This window comes from Bacillus sp. 37MA (assembly GCF_000372765.1).
GTDB lineage: Bacteria > Bacillota > Bacilli > Bacillales > Domibacillaceae > Domibacillus > Domibacillus aminovorans.
In genome coordinates this window covers 1,535,836-1,558,604 of sequence record NZ_KB889752.1, presented here as the reverse complement: position 1 = coordinate 1,558,604, position 22,769 = coordinate 1,535,836, and the positions used below count along the sequence as shown (strand labels likewise).

The window sequence follows — 22,769 nt, the reverse complement described above, 5'->3', positions numbered from 1 at the left end:
TCCAGGATTATTAAAAACAGCAATAAACCCTACAGCCAGCAGGACGTAAAACATATTTGTTGAGTAAAAATGTGCTTAATAACATAACAATCATTGAATAACGAATGTTATGTTATTATTAATCTAAAAATGAAGGTGATTTAAATGAAGGCTATATATCCAGGAAGCTTTGATCCGATTACAAATGGACATATTGATATTGTCAATAGAGCAAGTCACTTCTTTGATGAGATTATAGTAGCTGTATTGGTAAATTCTAAGAAACAATCTTTGTTTTCAATTGGAGAGCGAAGTATATTAATTGAAAATGAATTTACTTGTAATGAAAAAGTTAAAGTTGTTACATTTCAAGGGTTGCTTGTTGACTATATGAAAGAAAACAATATCAAAGCAATTATTAAAGGGCTAAGAACTGTTACTGATTATGGATATGAAGCTCAAATGGCATTGATAAATAAACAATTATACAGGGAGGCTGAAACATTTTTTATACATTCAAGTGAAAAATATTCATTTCTAAGTTCCAGTATAGTGAAGAATATCTATTCTCATGATGGTAGTGTATCTGATTATGTACCAAACCACGTTGAAAAGGCATTGAAAGAAAAATTAAAGCAACAATCTTGAATGAAAATATTGGGCTGTTTTATAGGATTACGTGAGACATCAATGTGAATAATGTAGTTTGTTTTCTCTTGTTCAATTAAAGGACCCTTTAGTTGAACAAGTCACTTCAATTTCCAAAACAGCAGTTTTTTCTTTTGTTCTGGTCGTTCAGATAGAGCTTTAAAGAGCATACTGTTTGTTCTTCGGACCTCGTGTATGATTACATTAATATGATCCGTATTACGCTTAACCTCTTGTTTTAATTCTGCATTTTCTTTTTTCATAGCGGTAAATTCGTCCATGATGGTAGCCAATAGTTCATTCGATGCGACGTTTTTTTGTACCTCGACGTCAGACATTTCACTTGGAAGTGCCGGTGCCAAGGGTGTAGTGCCCATCATTTCAGCTATATCGTTAAGTGGCAATTTTGATGAGGTTCTCAATTCTTTCATACGCATTAGAGTGGCAACGTCTTGCTCAACAAATTGACGGGATCTTTTTGGCTTAGCGATGACGTATCCATGTTTCTCAAGCGCGATACTGTAATTTCGCACAGTACTTTGGGATACACCTAATATCGCAGCCACTTCACTAGTCATATAGGATTTTACAAATTCTTCATCCATAGCAGGAACACCCCGAAAACGTAGATTATTAACTGTCTAATTGCGGTAATTAAACGATCGGATAAATAAAAAGGAAAAAGGACTCAAGCGTGAAAAACACCTGCTCAAGTCCTTTGTATAAACGATCTTGTCCATATAATTTTATCTTATTTATGCGGCTTTTTCAAGCGGATTTAAAAAAGGACATCACTCGAGGCCACCGCAATGAAAGAAGGAAAAGAAACGTAGGCACACTATTTGAATTAGGTCAAAGTAGAAACGGAATTGTAAAGCTTCATCTATTCCGGCCAAGGTTTACGTTATTCTCGCCTCACCTTTTTTAAATAGGACAGGATCACTGTTTTTAAAGAAGCATAGGATCCAACTGCCGCATAACCATAAAACCAACCCATAAAAAGCCCGGCAACGAGGTGTCCTCTGTGGCTTACAAAAACAGATAATAAAAGACCTATGGCGAGCGCTACAGTCGGAACGTATGATTTAGGGACTTTAAAAAAGATTTTTATTAACTGTGTTAGTACCATTATCACAGGAACTGCAATAAAGGCGTCCCAAAAATTTGTATGTATTGTAGGGAAATCCATGCTCATCCCACCTTAGCATTTTTCAATTTGAATGATTTTTACCGTAGTATCGTCTGTTTTTTAAAAGTTATCCATGTATGCTTAAAGAACGCCGAGAAAAGGATGCTGCGCCTTGAAAAAATGGAAACAATTGTACAGGAGAAAGGAGGGCTTTTAAAAGCCGGCTTTTTTGCTTTTATCGCTGAATCAAGTGTATGATGATACTCGTGCAACGACATTGGAAAGGACGAATATTGTGTATATTTCAACATTACCAGAAAAAATTGAACAAATCATAAAAGAACGGAAGCAGCAATTTCAGCAAGATCTTACAGACAATGCGACGAATCAATATGTAGCGCAAGATGCACATTTGTTAACCGACACGGTCATTACATTGGCACTCTGTAAAAATATTTTATTAAAAGGGCCAACAGGTTCTGGTAAGACAAAACTGTCAGAATCACTTGCTGCTTATTTTGGCCAGCCTGTTCACAGTATTAACTGTTCTGTTGATCTCGATGCAGAAGCGATGCTCGGCTTTAAAACGATTATAGAAATTAATGGGAAAAGCCGTATTGATTTTGTGGAAGGGCCGGTTATTCAAGCGATGAAAAAAGGACATTTATTATATATAGATGAAATTAATATGGCAAAACCGGAAACATTGCCGATTTTAAATGGCGTTCTTGATTACCGCCGTCAAATTACGAATCCGTTTACAGGAGAAGTCGTTAAAGCCAAACCGACATTTAGTGTGATTGCAGCTGTCAATGAAGGCTATGCTGGAACGGCGCCTCTTAATGAAGCACTTAAAAACCGATTTGTGACATTTAAGATTCCGTATATTTCTGGTGATGCATTATTCAGCGTATTAAAGCAGGAATCCATTTTGCAGGACGAGCGCTTGATCCAGCAATTTGTGTCACTGTCTGCTGATTTAACAAAGCTTGTTGAGAGCGGCCGTCTGCCGGAAGAAGCGTCATCTATCCGTGCGCTGGTAGATGCATGTGATCTTGCGCTGTATATTCCACCGATGCGTGCCATCGAAAGTGCGATTGCCGGGAAGCTTGATGATGAGCGAGAACAGGCAGCTGTTAGAAACGTAGCGGAAACGTGGTTCGCATAACGTGGAGCGGTTTATTCAATTTAACGATGAAACGGTCAATTCGGCCTTCTGGATGGAACTGTCGGATCTTGCTGCAGCCATAGCAAATGACACAAATATGAAAGTGGAGTTCGGCCCGCTTGCGTATCTACAATATGAGCCGGCCATTTTGTACGTGAGCCATTTTTGGCAGCATCGCGTTAAACAGGAAGAGATAGATGGTATGAAGTCAGACGTCTATTTACGTGCGCTCGGAACGAAGTCGTTTACAAATGCAGAAGACATACAGCCTTTTATAGAAAAAAAACAATCATCTTTTGCCCGCCAGTTGTTCGCACTCGCAGAAGATGTACGGATCGAACCGCTCTGCGTTCAATCAAGGCCTGGAACGAAAAGGGCGTTTGAGACGCGGAAGAGCGTCATGAGGCGCTATCATAATGGGCAACTGACCGTTAATATAGCTAAAGGCTTTTATACAGATGCGGTATATAATGCGCTCTATTTGCTTTGGCAGGCGGATTCTCCCTTTGAATGGCCGCAGATCAGCCCAATCATTGATGGCGCGATTCCGTTTATCGATCGGACAGCTCGCTTATTGTTTGACGCGCAGTCAACTGCCGATGTCATTCGTCTTGTCACCGATATTTCAGACGTAATAAATGATCTAGATGTACGTGATATGGTAAATGAATACAGCCACTTGCCGGAATATCAACAAGAAGAGTCAGATACCGCTGTTGATCCAGGTAGACGGCGTGACCCGCTTGCAAATGATGATAAGCAAGATGAAAAAGAAAATGAGCAGTTTGATGAACCATTTTCAACGTGGCACCGTGAATCGGAAGAGACGCGCGGCACGTTTATGCAGTTTGATCTAGAACAGGGCGCAAAAACGCCGATGATGGGGAATATGGTGCGTGAAGGCGATGAAGGGGACGCAGCGCTTGCATCCGTGCAAGGACAGTCTAAAAAAGCATCACGTGAACAGTACAACCGATTACTAGTGGAACGCCGTGCGGCAGCGGAACAGTCTGACGATACCCGGTACGGAAAAGAGAATAAAGGAGCAAAGGCGCTTTTCGAATCTCCACGCGTCCCATCTTATGAAGAGCGCGAACAGTACCGACTGTTAAAAGAAGAGACAGCACCGGCTGTTCGTAAGTTAAAACGGATGATTGAAAAATCGATTGAAAAGAAAAAAACAAGCCCACGTACAAATTTATTGACAGGGCGTCTTGACCGCCATTTAATTCGCTTTTATACAGACAATAATCCGCGGCTTTTTTATAAAAAACAGGAGCCGTCACGTGAGATTGACGCCGCTTTTTTCTTGTTGATTGACAGTTCTGCTTCTATGTATGACAAAATGGACGAAGTGAAAAAAAGTACGGTACTCTTTCATGAGACATTAAAATCACTTCGCGTTCCACATGAAATCACGGGTTTTTGGGAAGACACAGCAACATTGTCTGCTGCTGTGAAACCGAATTATTTTTTAACGGTGGTTCCATTTGAACGTTCCTATCAATCAGAATCAGGTCCACAAATATGTCAACTTCGATCGGAAGAAGACAACCGGGATGGCTTTGCATTGCGGATCGCGATTGAAAAAATGGAGCGCCGCAGTGAACAGCGGAAGTTTTTAATCGTCTTTTCCGATGGAGAGCCATCCGCTGCCGATTATGATAAAAATGGTGTGCTTGACACACATGAAGCTGTTTTGCTTGCCCGAAAAAAAGGACTGACCGTTTTTAATTTATTTATCGGTGACGAAGCGTTGGACGAAGCTCGTCAGCAAACGATGAAAACAATTTATGGAAACGGCTCGATCATAGTACCTGATGTGTCAGAACTACCCGCTGTCTTAACACCTATTTTGAAAAAATTACTGTTTGAAAGCATTTAGCATGAAAGAAGCCGTTCCAGGAAAAATTCTGGAACGGCTTCTCTATTATTTCAACCGAAGCAGGCGCTGTTTTAAATCGTCTTCCATGACGATCAATTCTTCTTCCGCTGCTTTTCGTTTCGCCCGGCCGTCCTGCTGAATGCGGATCGTTTCTTCGAGCGTTGTAATTAAATTATCCTGCGTTTTTTTCAATGTTTCGATGTCAACGAATCCACGTTCATTTTCTTTCGCGGTTTCAATGGAGTTCACTTTGAGCATTTCTGAGTTTTTCAGAAGCAGTTCATTTGTCGTTTTTGACACTTGTTTTTGCGCTTCAACGGCCTTTTGCTGGCGGACGAGCGTCAATGCAATAGCGATTTGGTTTTTCCAGAGTGGCACGGCAGTCAAGATCGATGACTGAATTTTTTCCGCGAGCGCCTGGTTCGTATTTTGAATGAGACGAATTTGCGGTGCGCTTTGAATCGTAATCTGGCGGCTTAATTTTAAATCATGGAGCCGTTTTTCAAGACGATCAGCAAATTGAATCATATCGTTTACATCTTGAAAATCCATTTGATCACCGGTCCGCTCCGCTTTTTGTCGAAGCTCGGGTATCGTTTTTGTTTCAATTTCTTCGAGCTTTAACTCGCCGGCCGCGATATATATATTAAGTGCTTGAAAATATTCTTTATTTTTATCATATAATTGCTCAAGCATGCGTATATCCTCAACAAGTCCACGTTTTGAATGTTCTAATTTCACACCAATCCGGTCAATTTGTGAGCCAACTTTCTGATAGCGTGTCATCACTTCTTGTACGGAATCAGATACTTTACCGAACATGCGAGAAAAAATATTTTTCTTTTCGTCACGCAGTTCATCCGGATCAACATTTTTTAAGTTTTTCATGAGTTCATTTAAAATATCGCCGATTGGGCCGATATCTTTCCGCTGTACGTGATCGAGCATGTGATGAGAGAAATCAGATAGTTTCGTTTGAGCGGCTGTTCCGAATGAAAAGACGGCTTGCTGGTTGCCGACATCAATTTGAGCCGCAAGCTGCTCTGCTTTTTGCCGGTGTTCAGCAGGAATTACGTCAACAAGCCGTTTTGATTGTGCAGACGGCGTCGCAGTTGTTTCCGGTGCTGCAATCATATCACCGAACGGATCGGCTAGTAAATCATCTAATAAATCATCTTTTTTTGCGTCCATAGCGGGTGCCGGTTGTGGTTGAAATTCGTTGTTCATTTTCAGGTGCTCCTTCCTTATCTTGTTCAAATGGAGTTTCTTGTTTTTTTACTCTTCTTTGAGCAACATCAAGTTCAATGGTCAAATGTTCAATATCACGGGCGAGTACCTGTCTAAGGTCTCCTTCAAGCGTTTTAGATAAATCACCTAATGTTTCTTTCGTTTCAATCAATGATTGTTTTAAGTCCAGTCCTTTTACTTTTTTGCTTGATAAAAGAGCTGATTTTTCTGCTAATTCGACGACTGAATCAAGATGTGAATAAAAGAATGACTCAATTTCATAAAAGCGTTTCGGCTCTTTTTTGACGACTGAATAAATACGCTTGACGAGGCTGTTTAATTCAATCATTTGCCGGAGTGAGCTTAAACTGCGCACTTTTAAAAATAAATGCTGCAGCCTAGAAAGCTTCAATTTCGCATCTTGCAATTGATCCCGTATATAATAATATTCTTTCCGATTTAATCCGTATTTTTTCTGGATCCGCATATTGCTCAGGTTCGTGTACAACACGAATACAATGGCAAACGAAAGGGCAAACGCGCCGTATGCTAAAAATCCGTCAAACGGACTTGCTGCGAGCAGTGCAGCAATAAGAGAAGCAAGCGAACGCCGGAACCAATAAAAAGAATACCGCATCGTACATCCACTCCATATGTTCATTTCGCTCTAGTGTGAGCGTTTCTATCTATTCTATACGGTTATTTGGAACAAATAGTTTCACTTTTTCTATGAAAAAAGTACTTTCATTTACTGTACAAAAAAATAGGTTTTTATACAACAAAAAGACGCCTTGATTACGCAAGGCATCCCAGGTCGTTACTTTGTTGCATTTTCAACGGGTGGGTGTGTTTGGTAATATTTACGTCCGAGCCATGATTGGAAGATTAAAATTAATCCACTAACCGCCCAGTAAATAGGCAATGCGGCGGGAGCGGAAACGGAAAAAATTAAAATCATGACTGGCGATAGCAAACCGATGAATTTCATTTGTTGCTGCTGTTCAGCAGGCATTGTCTGCATGGAAACTCTAAATTGAACATAATATATAATTCCAGCAATAATGGCCATCGCAATATCCGGATTTCCGAGGCGGAACCATAAAAATTCATGAGATCGAATATCTGGTGAAATAGTAATGCCATAATACAGCCCCATCCAGATAGGTGTTTGAAGAAGCATAGGCAAGCACCCCATCGCCATCGGGTTAATATCGTGCTCTTTGTACAGCCCCATCATTTCCATTTGAATTTTACGCTGTTCTTCCGGATTTTTTTCTGCTTTCAAGCGGTCTTGAATGGCTGTCATTTTCGGTTTTACGACTTCCATTTTTTGACGCATCACCGCTTGCTTTTTCATTGAATTTAGCATGAGCGGCATTAAAATCAATCGAACGATAATCGTAATCACAATAATAGCTAAACCGTAACTGCCGAGCATTTCGCCAAGGGCGTGAATGAGTTTGACGAATGGATTGACTAAATAGTCATGAAAAAAATGACCTTCCGTCTGCGCACTTTGACAGCCCGATAACACGATAGCTGATAATAAAGTGAGCGCGAGTAATAATTGTTTTTTCAAATTGATTTTCCTCCTGCGCCTGAAATCAGGCAAGTTGCTTTAGACAAAAAAAGTATACTCTATTTTATCAATGAAAACAATGAACTAGCAAAACGATTATTGTTAACTTAATTTATATTTTGGTTGACAATAAAGATTCTTTTCCTTTAATCTGGCAGTAGAAGAAAAGGAGTGAGGAAGATGTCGAAATGGAGTAGTTTGGCGGAAAAGGTGTTAACTGGGGGTGAATGTTCAAATGAGGAAGCGATGTCAATTTTAAAGTGCCCAGATGAAGAATTATTGCTTCTATTGGATGGTGCATATAAAATTCGCCGTCATTACTATGGGAACAAAGTGAAGCTAAACATGATCATCAATACGAAATCGGGACTTTGCCCAGAAGACTGCGGCTATTGTTCGCAATCGGTCCGTTCAAGTGCGCCAATTGAAAAGTATCGGATGATGGAAAAAGAGCAGATTGTCTCAGCCGCTGAAAAAGCCTATTCACTTGGTGCTGGCACTTATTGCATTGTTGCGAGCGGACGCGGACCATCGAAAAAAGAAATCGAAACGGTTGTTGGTGCAGTGGAAGAAATAAAAGAAAAATACCCGATGCGTATTTGTGCATGTTTAGGGCTGTTAAAGCCAGATCAGGCAAATCAGCTAAAAGCAGCAGGAGTAGACCGGTACAATCATAATATTAATACATCAAAAGATCATCATGCGGCGATCACCACGACTCATACATATGATGATCGGACAGAAACAGTCGAATATGTGAAAGAGAGCGGTATGTCTCCATGTTCCGGTGTCATTATCGGCATGGGAGAAACAAAGGAAGACGTCGTGACGATGGCAAAAAGTTTGCGCGCGCTCGATGCGGATTCGATTCCAGTCAATTTTTTGCATGCGATTCCAGGCACAATTCTTGAAAATGCAGCACCGTTAACACCTGCGTATTGTTTAAAAGTGCTCGCTTTATTCCGTTTTATTAATCCATCTAAAGAAATTCGTATTTCTGGCGGGCGCGAAGTGAATTTACGTTCGTTGCAGCCGCTCGGTTTATATGCAGCCAACTCGATTTTTCTCGGCAATTATTTGACAACAGAAGGACAATCGACAACGGCTGACCATAAAATGATCGAAGAAATGGGCTTTGTTGTTGAAACGGCACAAGAACAGACACCTGTGTGATAGGATAATAGAAGTGATCCCTCTGCTGGGATCACTTCTGCGTTTTTTATGGTACCATTTTAAAAAGAGAATGGAGAATGAAGATGACGAAGGAAAAGACGGAGCTCTATCGCTACACACACAGGATTGAAGAAAAGCAAGTGCAGGCATTTAAAGAAGCGATTCATCTAAACGATTCCAATAGTGAGATTCCACCGACATATGCGACGGTCATCGATTTTCAAGGGGGCATGTCATTTGAAAAGTTGACAGATTTGCTTACATTTGATCCGTCCTGTGTACTGCATGGCAGTCAGCAATACGAATACAAAAAACCGATATACATAGGTGACAGCATTGAAGCGGTCGTTTTTTTAATCGGGAAAACGACGAAAAGAGGTATGACATTTGCGAAGCTTGAAACGGAATACAAGCGGGACGGCGAAACAGTGATCATTTCCCGATCGACGATTATTGAGCAGAAAGGAGCAACACATGTTTAACCCTATATATATGACGATTACACGTGAACAAATAAAAAAATATGCAGTCGCTTCAGGTGACTTTAATCCAATTCATACCGATCCTGAAGCCGCTAAAAAAGCCGGTTTACCAGAGTGTATTGCTCATGGAATGCTTGTTATGGCCCTTGGGAGCCGTGCTTTAAGCGAATGGGGTATATCTTCATTAGCCACATACGACGCCCGTTTTTTATCGATGACTTATCCGGATGAGCCGCTTGTTTTTAAAGGGAGTTGGGTCGATGAGAAATTAAGAAAAGGCGGATTGACTGTTGAAAATGCAGCGGGTGAAGTGAAAATGAAAGGCACTTTTATTGTAGGTTAAAATGAGGAAAAGCCGTCAGTGATGACGGCTTTTTGTTATCCAATTAAAATGCGTTCTTTCGGATAATGGTAGGATTCTTTTATTTCTTTTCCGCGAATAAGGAAAAGAAGTGAAAACAATCCGATACGGCCGATAAACATGAGCACAATTAAAATGATTTTAGCAGGTGTGTCTAAATGGCTGGTAATGCCAAGAGAAGATCCGGTCGTTCCAAAAGCAGATGACACTTCATAAAGAAGCGGCAGCAGTGAAATGTCAGGTTCTAAGTAAGACATAAACATAATGGATAAGCCCCATATAAACGTTCCCATAACCACAACAACGAATGAACGGTGAACATCGATTGGATGAACTTCGCGATTGAAGATTTTAATCGTATTTTTCCCGCGCGCAAATGTAAACACACTAAGTACGGCAATCGCCACTGTCGTCGTTCGAAGCCCGCCGCCGACACTTGAAGGGGAGGCACCGATAAACATTAAAACGGACAATAAAATGAGCGTTGGCGATGAAAATTCATTTAAATCCAACGTAGTCAATCCGCCGCTTCGTGACGCAATCGATTGAAACGAAGCATAAAAGAACGATTCATGCCACATTTTATCGAGGAAAAAATGACGGCGTTCAAAGAAAAAGATGCCTGCCGTCCCAATGATGACTAAAATCGAGTGCATCGTTACCGTTATTTTTAAAAATAAACTAAATTGATATTTACGTGGACTACGGTATGTGATAAAGTCTTTTATTTCAATTAATACAGGGAAGCCGATCGCTCCAAGAACAATTAAAATGGCATTGACAAACTGAACGAAATAATCATTTGCAAATGGAATGAGTGACGCACCCGTAATATCGAACCCGCCATTTGTCGTAGCACTGATTGATCCAAATAGTCCATGTAAAAAGGATTCAGACAATGTCGGATAATATTGTGTGAAATAAATGCCAAGAATGATCGCACCGATCACTTCAATCGTTAAAATGAGCAAAAAGATCTCCCTCATTAATTTCACTAGGCCGTTTAAGTCAATCCGGTTTTGGTCAGCCATAATGAGCTGCCGCTCCCGTATGCCGATTCGTTTTCCAAATAAAATCCATATCATCGAGCTGAATGTCATAATGCCAACGCCGCCGACTTGCAAAATGAGCATGATGAAAAAATAACCAGTCGTACTAAACGTATCGGCCACGCTGACCGGTGATAATCCAGTAACGCTCAGTGCGCTGACGGCAACGAAAACGGCATTGACAAACGTAATGTCGACACCCGGTTTATGTGCGACTGGCAACAGCAGCAAAATACTTGAAAAAATCGCGCCGGTTAAATAGAGAAGAACAATAAGTTGGAATGGGGAAAGCTTGAGTGCCTTTTTTGTTTTCATTTTTATTATCATGATTTTACTCCACAGATCATGTTTGTTTGATCACTTTTTTTAATTGATGGACAGCCTTCTCTAAAACAGATACCGGCTGAACGAGTGCAATGCGGACATATCCAATGCCGCCCGTTCCGAATGTGCTGCCCGGAATCATCACGACACCTGACCGGTCGATTACATCAAAAACGAAGGCTCGGTCATCGGTACCATAGGGGATTTTCGCCCATAAGAACATACCACCATCGGGTTTTGATACGCTCCAGCCGATCTCATGTAATCCATTGACAAGTACGTCACGGCGCGCTGTAAACTCAGCACGGAGCCGGTTTGTTATCTCTTCTGCATGATCGAGTGCCGTTGCGGCCGCTTCCTGAATAGGCGCGAATACACCATAATCAAGATTAGTTTTTAACTGTTTTAATACTGCAATCATGTCCGGATTGCCGACAATATAGGCAATGCGCGCACCGGCAAGACTAAAGCTTTTAGACAAAGAATTAATTTCCATTCCAACGTCCATTGCACCTGGAACGGATAAAAAGCTAAATGGTTTTGTACCGGTAAAATAAAATTCCGAATATGCCGCATCATGCAGCACAGCAATATGATATCGACGGGCGACCGCGATGATCTGTTCAAAAAAAGCTTGATTCGGCATAGCTGGAACAGGATTACCTGGTAAATTTATAATCATAAGCTTTGCCTTTTTAAGAATGTCTTCTGGAACGATCGAAATATCAGGTAAAAATCCGTTTTCTTCTAATAACGGCATATAATAAGGAACTGCACCGGCAAGTGTAATGCCCGACTCATAGGCAACATAGGCGGGGTTTGTAGTTAGAACGATATCGCCTAGATTACAAAACGCCAGCGGCAAATGCACAAGTCCTTCCTGAGACCCCATTGTCTGCACAATATCTGTTTCTGGATTTAGTTTAACGCCGGATCGGCGGTTGTAATAATTAGCGACTGATTCATGAAAGCGTTTCGTCCCACCGAGCGTGTATCCGTACGAAGAAATCGCTGCGCTTTTTTTGGCAAGAACATTTCTGATTTTTTCATCGGGCGGTAAATCTGGGCTGCCTAAGCTGAGATCAATTAAATCAACGCCTTCTCGCTTTTTTATCTCTGTATAATTCTTTAAATCGCTGAAAATCGATGGCTGAAACGATGCCATTTTGATAGAAGGTTCAATAATCAAAAGGAGCACTCCTTATGTGTCAATATGTATGCATAGGCACTATTTTATCATATTTGAAGCAGGAAAACCGCTCATTCTAAATCAGTAAAAAGTGCCGTATACAAAGTTGTCAAGAACTTCTATCGCAAAGCAAGACAAATCGTATTAACAACGTGTAAAGTTATGATAAAATGAACATATATGCTCAATGAAAAAGAGCACGGATGATATGTGATCTTTCAAGTGAAATAAATAAAGGTGGGAAAATGATTTTGGAAAAAAAAGAATACAGAGTGTTGCTCTACTATAATTATGTCACAATTGATAATCCCGAAGAGTTTGCACAAGAGCATTTAAGCTTTTGCAAAGAACTCGGATTAAAGGGGCGTATTTTAGTTGCACAGGAAGGGATCAATGGAACTGTTTCTGGAACAATTGAGCAGACAGATGCCTATATAAAAGCAATGAAGAGCGATTCTCGCTTTGAAGACATGGAGTTTAAAATAGATGAAGCGGATGAGCATGCGTTTAAAAAAATGCACGTCCGTCCCCGCAAAGAATTAGTGACGCTGCGGCTGGAGGATGACATTAACCCGAGACAAACGACAGGGAAGCATCTTGATCCTAAAACCTTTTTTGAACAAATGCAGTCGGAAGATACAGTCGTCATCGATGCCAGAAATGACTATGAGTATGAATTAGGTCATTTCAGAGGTGCAATTAAGCCAGATATTGAAACATTCCGTGATTTACCCGAATGGATCCGTCAAAATAAAGAACAGTTTGCAGATAAAAAAATCTTAACGTATTGCACAGGTGGCATCCGCTGCGAAAAATTTTCAGGATGGTTGTTAAAAGAAGGCTTTGAAGATGTCGCACAGCTTCACGGCGGAATTGTCACATACGGAAAAGATCCGGAAGTAAAGGGCCAGTTGTGGGACGGACAGTGCTACGTATTTGATGAGCGAATCGGTGTGCCGATCAATCAGGTGGAGCATGTGATCGTTGGAAGAGATTACTTTACAAATGAACCGTGTGAACGCTATGTAAATTGTGCGAATCCAGAATGCAACAAGCAAATCCTTTGCTCAGAAGAAAATGAACATCTCTATATGAGAAGCTGTTCGAGCGAATGCCGGACACATCCTCGAAATCGTTATATCGCTGAACATGGACTGACGGATGAAGAGGTAGCGGAAAGATTAAAAGCACCTGTTTCATAAAACAAGTAGACATCAGGTTTTTTTATGAAGCTGCTTTTAAAAAAAGATTGATCAAAACGAGGGAAAGATACTCGTTTTTGATCAATCTTTTTTTCATTCAATCATTCGTTTGTATCGTTAAGAATTTTTATCTTTTCCTTTTTCGGTTCCTCTTCGTCATCTATAATGCCTTTTGTTGATTTTTTAAATTCTGATAATGTTTTTCCAACGGCTCCACCGATTTCTGGCAATTTTTTCGGACCAAAAAGAATTAAGACAATCACAAGAATAACAATTAACCCAGGTACTCCGATTCCAGAAAGCCCCATTTTAGTTCACCTCCTTTTTAAACGAGCGACCCGCCGTTTTTACTGTATTTAATGATACCTTCCGCACAGCGGTAGGCGAGTGCACCAACTGTGCCTGTCGGATTGTAGCCGCCGTTATGGGCAAAGTTTCCTGCTCCGACAGCGAAAAGATTCTCCGCGTCCCAGTGCTGAAGATACGTGTTCACCACACTGTTTTCAGGGTTTGTTCCCATAATTGTTCCACCGGTATTATGTGTCGTCTGGTAAGGAACAATATCATAATCTGTCAATGGACTACCTGGTACGACGATTTTTGCGCCCATCTTTTTCATGATTTCTTCGGATTTTTTTGTAAGATACGTATGCAATGCCCGATCCTGCTCCGTAAAGTTATACGTCAGCTGCAATAAAGGAACACCGTATGCATCTTTATAGGTACTGTCAAGAGACATATAATTTTCTTTATACGGCATCGATGCGCCCTGCCCACCCACACTTAGCATCCGTGTATAGTTGTGAATGGATGCTTTTTTGAAATCTGATCCCCACGTTGGGGTATCTGGCGGAACAGGATTCACTTGAATAGGCCGTGCACCTGTCTGAGTCATCGAAATACTCGCGCCGTGGATGAAATCTACATCGCTATGATCGAAGTTGTCGCCATTCCAGTCGTCGATACTCATACCGAGTGATCCCGCACCCATGAATACATTCATCTGTTCATCGAAAAATCCGGTCGCTCCCGGAAGGATTTGATAACAATAGTTTTTCCCAAGTGTGCCGCGTCCGGTTGCCGGATCATACTGTTCACCGATTTTTGACACCATTAACAGCTTCGCATTGTTCATAACATAACTCGTCAACACAACGACTTCTGCCGGCTGGATAAATTCTTCACCTGACACTCGGTCGACATATTTGACGCCTGTCACTTTATTGCCTTCTTTTAAGATCTCGACAACATTGGCATGAAAGCGAATATCAAAATTGCCTGTTTTTCTTGCCGTCGGTACGACCGTTATTTCCGCAGAAGTCTTTGCACCATATTCACATCCAAACCGCTCACAAAAACCGCAATACTGGCACGCATTAATCTGTTCGCCGTCCGGATTTTTATACGGTTCAGAAAGGTTCGCAGATGGCAGCATAAATGGCGAGTAGCCTAAATCAGTCGTTGCTTTTTCAAATTTTTGAAGGAGGGGCGTTTTTTTCATCGCAGGTGTTGGGTACTTATCTGAACGCTTTCCTTGGAAAGGGTTTTTCCCATCTCCTGAAATACCGGCCGTTTTTTCGAATTTATCGAAATAAGGCTCCAGTTCGTCATACGTAATGCCCCAGTCCTGCAACAAATAATCGGCTGATAATTTATTTTTCCCATACTTTTTATCGGTTATTGACTTAATTTCAAAATCATAAGGCAGGAAACGCCATGTGTGTCCATTCCAGTGTGTACCTGATCCACCTAAATTTTCACCGAGCAAAAAGGAGCCCATCTGCCGCATCGGAAGTGCTTCTTGTTTTCGGTTGTTACGAAATGTAATCGTTTCTTTTGATAAATCTTGCATGAGTTCATAGCGGATGGCGTAGCGGAATTCATCATGAACTTGTGCGAAGTCGGCAGTACTGCGTTCTTTACCTCGTTCAAGCCCGATTACTTTTAACCCTGCTTTTGCACATTCAGCCGCAATAATACCACCTGTCCAACCGACACCTACTGTGACAACATCTACTTTCTCCAATGTTTTGGCCATTCTTCTCCTCCTACTAAAAAACGTAATGATTCATTGGTCATTCATATAAAAAAGGGCTGCTGTTTATTTTTAATGCTGCATATTCTGCATACTGGACAGTGATTTCGGTTCGATTTTTTGGAACGCCTCTTTATCAATCACTTGCGCATATGAACCTTGATGACCAGGGAAGTTTTTCATGCGCCATCCATCCATATTATTGTTTCCACCGTACAACGGATCCGCATATGCTCCTTCGAGAGTGGCCTGTCTAAGAAGCTTAAAGAAAAAGGCAGAGGAAACAGCCGTCATCGGCACTTCATCTTTTTGGAAAGCTGTTAAAATTTCATCCATCTGATTGTTCTCTAAGTCAGAAAAACCTTTTTTAAAACGACTTTGCGATTCTGATTCTATTTTCGCAATTCCCTGCTGAAAAATTTCTGCACGCGTCAGTCGGCTCTGGTATCCTTGGGTAGACTGTCCTGCTTTAAACGGTCCTTGCATATACTCTTTCGAATTGTTACCGTAGTTTCCGGCCAGCTGGTGATCGATAAAATAAGGCACGTCAAGCTCGATGGCGCCTGGACCAAGGTCATCCTTTGGAAAGATCCGTTCCGTCGCTGCTGATAAAATCATAAAGTCCTTGTCGTTCGTAAAGAACATACGCGCTCTGCTGCTTGGGGCTTCGTGCTGCTCACCACTTGTCATTACGTTACTTATTTGCTTATTATCTTTCGTGTTGTAGCCGACAAGCCCGCCGATCAGACCGCCGCCAACAAGTGCACCGGCAGCAATTCCCGTTGTTTTTAGAAAGCCGCGTCTTGACAATCCTTTTTCATTATCCGGCATGATAAACCTCCTAAAATTCACATTTACTAATTTATCTTAGAGTGCCACGTAGTCTTATAGTTCCATCCGTTTGGCTAGACTGACTAACAGTATGGCGTGATCTACCCCTATATAATTCTCCATTAAATCCATTGTTTATACTCTTAAAGAAATATTTAGGTAAAAATAGCTCTATTATTGCAGAGTAATAAGCAGTAAAACACCCAGTTCAGGATTGAGAGAAATCGATGGATGAAGGGTAAATAGGGGATAGCTGGCTCGACTGCCCAGGTATTGCCGCAGAACGTGGTGCTTTTACCTGAGTTCCTTTTAATTCAGTGGAGAGAGCGTGAAGATTAAAAACGCCTATTTATTAAATAAGCAGACATCTGGTTGTTGTATGAAACTGCTATTTAAAAAAAAGATTGATCAAAACGAGTGGAATGATACCCGTTTTTGATCAATCTTTTTTCATTCAATCATTCATTTGTCTCGTTAAGAATGTGTATATGTTCTGATTTGGCACGACGACGTTCAATAAACGTGACAATATAAATACTGATCTCGTACAATAAAATCATAGGGAACATAACAAGAAGTTGACTGATAAAGTCTGGTGGTGTAATGGCGGCCGATAAAACAGCGATGATCAAGTAGGACCATTTCCGAACTTTTCGCATTGTTTCAGCAGTCAGAATCCCGATGGCTGCAAGAAATAGGGCAATAATCGGCATTTCGAAAAGTAACCCGAGCGGCACAGTCGACATCAGCAAAAAACGGATGTATTCTTGTGCCGATACCATGACATTAAAATTCAACGAGCCCATTGAAATCAAAAATTGATAACTGAGCGGATTCACGACAAAATAGCCAAATGCAACACCAGCTATGAAAAGTAAAAGCATCGCGGGGGAATAGAAGCCGATAAAACGGCTCTCTTTTTCGTTTAGCCCCGGTTTTACGAACTGCCATAAAAAATGGCTAACAAATGGCAGCGACAGTCCCAATGATAATGCAAGGGAAATAGACATATAAAACTTAATGACTTCAAGTGGTCCGAGAATAATAAGTTCATGGCCTCTCGTCACATATGGGAACCAAAAGTTGATTGAAGAGAAGACAATGATAAAAAAGAACAGGAAGACAACCGTGCTTTTGATTAATTGCTTCCGCAAATCGGTTAGATGCTCCACTAAAGACGCGCCTAGTTCTGAGAGCTCATTTGGACGATCAGTAACGGCTGACTCTTGAACCTGGCTTACTGCTACTTCTTCCATTGACACTTTATCCAGCGGACTTAAAACTTTTCTATTATGATCTCCATATGGATCCAATTCATCACCTGCTTACAATCCATCTATTTTTTTCTCTACATTTTTAGAATCTTCTTCCTCATCCATAATGCCTTTTGTTGATTTTTTAAATTCTGATAATGTTTTTCCGACGGCTCCCCCAACTTCCGGTAACTTTTTCGGACCAAAAAGGATTAGGACGATCACAAGGATAATGATTAAACCGGGTACGCCAATTTGAGCAAGTCCCATTCTATTTTCCTCCTTTAACAATTCAACAACATTGACACGAAAGCGGGTATCGTAAATGCCTATTTTTCTTGCTGTTTAAAACCTTTACGACTCTGGTTCTAATTTAGCTATATTCTGCTGATAAAATCTTAACCTCTTTGTCGTTCGTAAAAAACATTGGAGCTTTATTACTTGCAGCTTCATGCTGTTCACTGATCTATATAAATGAACAGCATGCGCAATCTACTCTTCAATTTTTGCCATTAAGCTCATTATTTATACGAATAATAAGGATGACCTTTTGTTAACTAAAATAAAAATGGGTTGACAACAAAAACAAATCTCGATTACACTGAAAAAAACAATGTAATGGAGGAACTACAAAATGCAAACAATTCATTGGGTTCAAGCTGCCATGTTTGCGGCGATCATGGCGGTACTGGGCTTTTTACCACCCATTCCACTTTCATTTACACCAGTACCGATTTCGATTCAAACGCTCGGTGTGATGATTGCAGGCGGTGTGCTTGGCGCGAGGCTCGGTGCTGTCAGCCAAATCATTTTCTTGTTAACCGTTGCAGCAGGTGCACCGCTTCTTGCGGGGGGACGTGGGGGTCTAGCCGTATTTGTTGGGCCAAGTGCAGGGTTTTTAATCTCCTGGATCGCCGGTGCATTTGTCATTGGATTATTCACACAACGTGCCGCTAAGTTAACGGTACGCCGCACATTCGCTGCGAACGTGATCGGCGGCATCATTGTATTATACGCAATTGGCATTCCAGTGCAATCGTTTGTTACAGGTGTTGGACTGCGTGAGGTAACCGTTGCAAGCATGGCATTCATTCCAGGTGATTTGATTAAATCAGTTGCGGCAGCCGTCCTCGTACCCAAACTGAGAAACGCATTGCAGGCGGTACCATCGTTTCGACGCGCTGCGTAAATTTTGATAAGATGGGGTGGGGGGAGTGAATGATGAATATAACGTCCACATATCCGCTCCGGGCACAAACGTGTCCGGAGCCGTTTTTTGTTAAGACAAAAGAGCAGACATTTACATATAAAGAGTGGGAAGACATGACGAAAAGAGCAGCGGGATGGCTTTTATCCGTAGGTCATCCGGGTGAAACGATTGCTCTGACCGCTTTGAACAGGTGGGAAGTCTTAGTGATTTTTTGCGGAGCGGCCCGCGCCGGCTGGACATTTATGCCGCTCGATCCACGTATGACAAAGGCGGAAAGAGAAGAGCGGCTTCGTCTGGCGGCTCCAAAGCTATTTATCGGAAAAGATTCACTTGCCAAGATAGGTCAACTGATTATGAACACGGAACCGACGGACTTTTGCAGCGATGACGAAGAAGCGATTTTTTATTCAGGCTTTACGTCTGGGTCAAGCGGCGTACCGAAACAGTTTGGCCGCAGTCATCGTTCCTGGATCAAAAGTTTTGAAGCAGGTCTAACCGATTTTCTATTAACTGGGGAAGAAACAGCGATTATTGCAGGCCCGATCCATCATTCACTTTTCTTATACGGTGCTGCCTTTGCACTGTATACAGGGCAAAGACTCATTCTTCATGAAAAATTTTGGCCGCATCACATCACTCAAACATTGAAAGAAACGCCATCATTCGTTATGTATGCTGTGCCAACGATGCTTGAATCATTAATGAAGACAAATGATATAGAGGGAAAAGGGTTCGTTTTTCTATCAGGAGCAGGGTGGACTGCAGAACGAAAGCAGCAATGGGTAACACAATATCCAAACGCGGCGCTATATGAGTTTTATGGTGCATCTGAGTTAAGCTTTGTATCGTATATGACGCCAAAGGACTACAATCACAAGCCGTCATCCTCGGGCAAGCTGAGCACAGGTGTTGAGATTGAGATTCGTCATGGCAGTCAAGTGCTTCCAGCAGGTGAAACAGGCACGGTCTATGTGAAGAGTTCGATGCTGTTTAGCGGGTATGCAAAGGATGATTCGTATGAAATGAATATCGAAGAAGATGGGTTTTATACGGTCGGTGATGCTGGATATATGGATGAAGACGGCTATTTACATATCATCGGGCGGGAACAGTTTATGATGATTAGCGGCGGTGTGAATGTCTATCCGGAAGAAGTGGAACGTGTCATATTGAAATATGCGGGTGTGAAAGAAGCAGCTGTGACATCCATTCACGATATACATCTAGGAGAACGCATTGTTTGCCTGTACACTGGAAGGATTGATCCAATCAGGCTAAAAGCCTATACGAAAGCTTACCTGTCCATTGAAAAAATGCCGCGTAAATGGGCCCGTGTTGATTCACTGCCGCACACAACGAACGGGAAAATCGCCCGCAATGAGCTGAAAAAAATGGCATTGGAAGTGTTTATGTGAGTGTATACATAACAGAAGCGTATAGAACACCTGTTGGTATTAAAGATGGCATCATGAAAAATGTAAGCGCAGCAGAACTAGCATCACCGGTTATTAAAAAACTTTTTAACGGCCTTTCATCAACGCCAGACGAAGTGATTTTGGGCAATGTCACAGGGCCCGGAGGAAATATTGCGAGACTTTCTTCCTTAATGGCTGGTCTGCCTGTTACTGTTCCCGGATTAACAATAGATCGACAGTGTTCTTCTGGCTTAGAAGCGATCCGTCTCGGTGCAGCGCTCATTCAATCAGGCGAAGCAGACACTGTCATTGCAGGGGGATGTGAAAGTTCAAGTACATCACCACGTCCTCAGAAAGCTATTTTTTCTCCAGATCATATTGGAGATCCGGAGATGGGGATGGCAGCAGAATGGCTTGCAGAACGAGAGCATATTTCACGTGCAGAACAGGATGAATACGCAATTCGCAGTTACCGCCACTATTATGAATCCGTTGAACATGGGTTATTTCATCGAGAAATCGTGCCGATACGTGACATCCATGAAGATGAAGCGAGTATGAAAAAGCGCTCTATTGAAAAGCTGGCATCGCGCGCTAAAACGTCTTTCAAGTCAGGCGGAACAGTGACCGCCATCAATTCTTCCTCTTTTAATGATGCCGCGTGTGCCGTCACGCTTACTTCCAGCGCAGCAAACGGATTAAAATTGGTGGGCAGCGCGGTTGCTGGAGCGGATCCGAATTTTCCGGCGGCGACACCGGTACCAGCGATACAGAGGCTGTTAAAGCGACATGGTTTAACGGTAGGGGACATTGATTTATGGGAAATCAATGAAGCGTTTGCGGTCAAAATTTTATACACTGCACGTGAATTAAACATTCCGATTAATAAAATAAACATCTACGGCGGCGGACTCGCCCTTGGTCATCCCTACGGCGCGTCCGGTGCTATGCTGGCTCTCCGCCTTTTTTATGGAATGCCTGAGCAAAAAGCGAAATATGGCGTTGCGGCAGTCGGCAGTGCCGGTGGAATTGGCGTCGCTGTGCTGTTTGAACACGTTTAAAGCAATCACACCTGGTTTAGTTCTCTTCTGCACGAGGGTATGGTAAAAGAAACATAGTCAAAAGGGGAAACAAGGTATGAAAAGAAGACTAGGGAAAATGGGGAAATGGCGACTATTCGCCATTATTTTTTTGTCCATTTACGTTGTTGTGATGCTGTACAACGTATACAAACCGTTGCCTGACAATATTTCGTATGAAAGCAGTGAATATTTTATAAGGGGAGAAGACGTCGATTTCTTTTATAACCTTACTGGTGAAAAAGAGGGCAAGAAATTTTTCAAAGAAGAAATATTCACCCGAACATTGGAGATTATTGAAGAGGCAGAAGACTTTATCGTAATCGATTATTTTTTGTTCAATTCGTACCATGAAAAAGAGAAGGAATATCCCGAAAACGTAAAAAAAATCACAAATGCACTCGTAGCAAAAAAAAGAGAAGATCCGGCTATGCCAATTATTTTTATTTCTGATGAAGTGAACTCCTCCTATAATTCTCATGATGTACCTGAATTTGAGCAAATGAAAGAAGCCGGCATTGATGTCGTCATGACAAATATGGACCCGCTTAGGGACTCTACACCTGCTTATAGCGGATTTTACCGGATGCTTTTTACATGGTTTGGCGACAGCCATAACGGTTGGTTGCCTAATGCGTTTGAGGAGACGGCACCAGATATGACTATTCGCTCGTATTTAACACTCTTTAATGTGAAAGCGAACCACAGGAAAACAGTGACAACTGAAAAAACAACGTTAATCAGTTCTGCCAATCCGCATGATGCGAGTGCTTATTTTGCCAATGTCGCATTCGAAGTAAGAGGCGCCCTAGTCAATGATATGTTAACAAGCGAAAAAGCGGCAGCGGATACACGTCGTGCAACGGATTTTCCAGAAGCAATGCCAGTGCATAAAGATGCAGGCGATATTCATGTGCAACTCGTAACAGAGGAAAGGATACAGGATGCTATTCAAAATGAAATTGCAGCAGCGAAGAGAGGTGATGAAATCTGGCTCGCCATGTTTTATTTAGGAGATCGGACGATTATCGAAGGGTTGACTGATGCAGCGAACCGTAATGTCGATGTCAAACTCGTTCTTGATACGAACAAAAACTCATTTGGCCGTAAAAAAACGGGGCTGCCGAATATTCCAATGGCTGCAGAATTGATTGAAGATACGGAAGGAAAAGTCGGTGTCCGCTGGTTTGCGCAAGCACCGGAACAATTTCATCCGAAAATGATGTATGTAAAACATGAAAATGAAGCAGTAGTCATTAGTGGATCAGCCAATCATACTTCACGTAATTTAAATAACTTTAATCTGGAGACCGATGTGAAAATTTCAGCGGCGAATGACAGTGAAATTATGAAAGAAGTGGACAGTTATTTTCATATGTTATGGGAAAATGACGGAGCGGTTTACAGCGCTGATTATGATAAACACGATGACGAAATGGCATTTTTTAAACGAATGATGTATACGATTCAAAAATTTTTTCACTTTACAACGTTTTAACGAAAAGCGGCTTCGGCCGTTTTTTTGTGCATAAAAATGGTCGTTTGTTCCAT

General features: G+C 41.6%; 23 protein-coding genes. 11 read left to right on the top strand and 12 right to left on the bottom strand.

All coding sequences use genetic code 11. The features are described from left to right. Nucleotides 1-144: 144 nt before the first annotated feature. Entirely contained in the window at nucleotides 145-627 is a 483-nt protein-coding gene (gene coaD, locus A3M5_RS0108800; protein ID WP_018393391.1) for a pantetheine-phosphate adenylyltransferase, read from the top strand. Nucleotides 628-728: 101 nt separating this feature from the next. Here coaD and A3M5_RS0108795 read toward each other — a convergent pair whose 3' ends face one another. Both A3M5_RS0108795 and A3M5_RS0108790 read right to left on the bottom strand, forming a co-directional pair. Next, a complete protein-coding gene (locus A3M5_RS0108795; RefSeq protein ID WP_018393390.1) occupies nucleotides 729-1,232 on the bottom strand; it encodes a MerR family transcriptional regulator in 504 nt (167 codons plus the stop codon). A 299-nt stretch (nucleotides 1,233-1,531) separates the two neighbouring features. Next, nucleotides 1,532-1,816: a hypothetical protein gene (locus A3M5_RS0108790; protein ID WP_018393389.1), complete on the bottom strand. Its 285-nt coding sequence runs from the start codon at nucleotides 1,814-1,816 to the stop codon at nucleotides 1,532-1,534. Between the two features lie 241 nt (nucleotides 1,817-2,057). Here A3M5_RS0108790 and A3M5_RS0108780 point away from each other — a divergent pair, with 241 nt between their 5' ends. Then, nucleotides 2,058-2,924, top strand: a complete 867-nt coding sequence (locus A3M5_RS0108780; RefSeq protein WP_082193961.1) for an ATP-binding protein — start codon at nucleotides 2,058-2,060, stop codon at nucleotides 2,922-2,924. A 1-nt stretch (nucleotide 2,925) separates the two neighbouring features. After that, entirely contained in the window at nucleotides 2,926-4,809 is a 1,884-nt protein-coding gene (locus tag A3M5_RS0108775) for a vWA domain-containing protein (RefSeq protein ID WP_018393387.1), read from the top strand. Between the two features lie 45 nt (nucleotides 4,810-4,854). Here A3M5_RS0108775 and A3M5_RS0108770 read toward each other — a convergent pair whose 3' ends face one another. The 3 genes from A3M5_RS0108770 to yidC form a co-directional block, all read right to left on the bottom strand. Then, entirely contained in the window at nucleotides 4,855-6,036 is a 1,182-nt protein-coding gene (locus tag A3M5_RS0108770; protein ID WP_018393386.1) for a toxic anion resistance protein, read from the bottom strand. Next, entirely contained in the window at nucleotides 5,981-6,673 is a 693-nt protein-coding gene (locus tag A3M5_RS22685) for a 5-bromo-4-chloroindolyl phosphate hydrolysis family protein (protein WP_018393385.1), read from the bottom strand. The genes A3M5_RS0108770 and A3M5_RS22685 overlap by 56 nt, the downstream gene beginning before the upstream one ends. 180 nt (nucleotides 6,674-6,853) lie before the next feature. Further along, nucleotides 6,854-7,615, bottom strand: a complete 762-nt coding sequence (gene yidC / locus A3M5_RS0108760) for a membrane protein insertase YidC (RefSeq protein WP_018393384.1) — start codon at nucleotides 7,613-7,615, stop codon at nucleotides 6,854-6,856. A gap of 180 nt (nucleotides 7,616-7,795) precedes the next feature. Between yidC and bioB the strand changes: the two genes are divergently transcribed. The 3 genes from bioB (at nucleotide 7,796) to A3M5_RS0108745 (ending at nucleotide 9,613) form a co-directional block, all read left to right on the top strand. Next, nucleotides 7,796-8,788 carry a biotin synthase BioB gene (gene bioB / locus A3M5_RS0108755; RefSeq protein ID WP_018393383.1) on the top strand — a complete coding sequence of 331 codons (993 nt, stop codon included), beginning with the start codon at nucleotides 7,796-7,798 and terminating at the stop codon, nucleotides 8,786-8,788. A 77-nt stretch (nucleotides 8,789-8,865) separates the two neighbouring features. Further along, entirely contained in the window at nucleotides 8,866-9,270 is a 405-nt protein-coding gene (locus A3M5_RS22680) for a MaoC family dehydratase (RefSeq protein ID WP_063975635.1), read from the top strand. Further along, complete coding sequence (locus tag A3M5_RS0108745; RefSeq protein ID WP_018393381.1) at nucleotides 9,263-9,613, top strand: MaoC family dehydratase; 351 nt, start codon at nucleotides 9,263-9,265, stop codon at nucleotides 9,611-9,613. Before A3M5_RS22680 ends, A3M5_RS0108745 begins: the two co-directional genes overlap by 8 nt. Nucleotides 9,614-9,648: 35 nt before the next feature. Here A3M5_RS0108745 and A3M5_RS0108740 read toward each other — a convergent pair whose 3' ends face one another. After that, the gene (locus A3M5_RS0108740; protein ID WP_018393380.1) at nucleotides 9,649-11,007 is read right to left on the bottom strand and encodes a TrkH family potassium uptake protein; all 1,359 of its coding nucleotides are present in this window, start codon (nucleotides 11,005-11,007) and stop codon (nucleotides 9,649-9,651) included. 16 nt (nucleotides 11,008-11,023) lie between these two features. Then, the gene (locus A3M5_RS0108735) at nucleotides 11,024-12,193 is read right to left on the bottom strand and encodes an aminotransferase class I/II-fold pyridoxal phosphate-dependent enzyme (RefSeq protein ID WP_018393379.1); all 1,170 of its coding nucleotides are present in this window, start codon (nucleotides 12,191-12,193) and stop codon (nucleotides 11,024-11,026) included. 245 nt (nucleotides 12,194-12,438) lie between these two features. On the opposite strand from A3M5_RS0108735, the gene trhO reads away from it, so the two are divergent. After that, nucleotides 12,439-13,395 (top strand): oxygen-dependent tRNA uridine(34) hydroxylase TrhO, encoded by a 957-nt coding sequence (gene trhO / locus A3M5_RS0108730; RefSeq protein WP_018393378.1) that lies wholly within the window; start codon nucleotides 12,439-12,441, stop codon nucleotides 13,393-13,395. 101 nt (nucleotides 13,396-13,496) lie between these two features. On the opposite strand, the gene tatA (A3M5_RS0108725) is transcribed toward trhO, so the two are convergent. The 5 genes from tatA (A3M5_RS0108725) to tatA (A3M5_RS0108705) form a co-directional block, all read right to left on the bottom strand. Next, entirely contained in the window at nucleotides 13,497-13,703 is a 207-nt protein-coding gene (tatA, locus tag A3M5_RS0108725; RefSeq protein ID WP_018393377.1) for a twin-arginine translocase TatA/TatE family subunit, read from the bottom strand. A gap of 17 nt (nucleotides 13,704-13,720) precedes the next feature. Further along, nucleotides 13,721-15,433, bottom strand: a complete 1,713-nt coding sequence (locus A3M5_RS0108720; RefSeq protein WP_018393376.1) for a GMC family oxidoreductase — start codon at nucleotides 15,431-15,433, stop codon at nucleotides 13,721-13,723. 69 nt (nucleotides 15,434-15,502) lie between these two features. Continuing rightward, nucleotides 15,503-16,261 carry a gluconate 2-dehydrogenase subunit 3 family protein gene (locus A3M5_RS0108715; RefSeq protein WP_018393375.1) on the bottom strand — a complete coding sequence of 253 codons (759 nt, stop codon included), beginning with the start codon at nucleotides 16,259-16,261 and terminating at the stop codon, nucleotides 15,503-15,505. Between the two features lie 458 nt (nucleotides 16,262-16,719). Next, nucleotides 16,720-17,574 carry a twin-arginine translocase subunit TatC gene (gene tatC / locus A3M5_RS22675; protein ID WP_018393374.1) on the bottom strand — a complete coding sequence of 285 codons (855 nt, stop codon included), beginning with the start codon at nucleotides 17,572-17,574 and terminating at the stop codon, nucleotides 16,720-16,722. A 12-nt stretch (nucleotides 17,575-17,586) separates the two neighbouring features. Continuing rightward, entirely contained in the window at nucleotides 17,587-17,784 is a 198-nt protein-coding gene (gene tatA, locus A3M5_RS0108705) for a twin-arginine translocase TatA/TatE family subunit (protein WP_018393373.1), read from the bottom strand. Between the two features lie 364 nt (nucleotides 17,785-18,148). On the opposite strand from tatA (A3M5_RS0108705), the gene A3M5_RS0108700 reads away from it, so the two are divergent. The 4 genes from A3M5_RS0108700 to A3M5_RS0108685 all read left to right on the top strand — a co-directional run bounded on the left by A3M5_RS0108700 (nucleotide 18,149) and on the right by A3M5_RS0108685 (nucleotide 22,716). Next, nucleotides 18,149-18,703 (top strand): biotin transporter BioY, encoded by a 555-nt coding sequence (locus A3M5_RS0108700; RefSeq protein ID WP_018393372.1) that lies wholly within the window; start codon nucleotides 18,149-18,151, stop codon nucleotides 18,701-18,703. 29 nt (nucleotides 18,704-18,732) lie between these two features. After that, entirely contained in the window at nucleotides 18,733-20,139 is a 1,407-nt protein-coding gene (locus A3M5_RS0108695; protein WP_018393371.1) for an AMP-binding protein, read from the top strand. Further along, nucleotides 20,136-21,200, top strand: a complete 1,065-nt coding sequence (locus tag A3M5_RS0108690; protein WP_018393370.1) for an acetyl-CoA C-acyltransferase — start codon at nucleotides 20,136-20,138, stop codon at nucleotides 21,198-21,200. The genes A3M5_RS0108695 and A3M5_RS0108690 overlap by 4 nt, the downstream gene beginning before the upstream one ends. A 76-nt stretch (nucleotides 21,201-21,276) precedes the next feature. Then, complete coding sequence (locus A3M5_RS0108685) at nucleotides 21,277-22,716, top strand: phospholipase D family protein (protein WP_018393369.1); 1,440 nt, start codon at nucleotides 21,277-21,279, stop codon at nucleotides 22,714-22,716. Nucleotides 22,717-22,769: the final 53 nt, after the last annotated feature.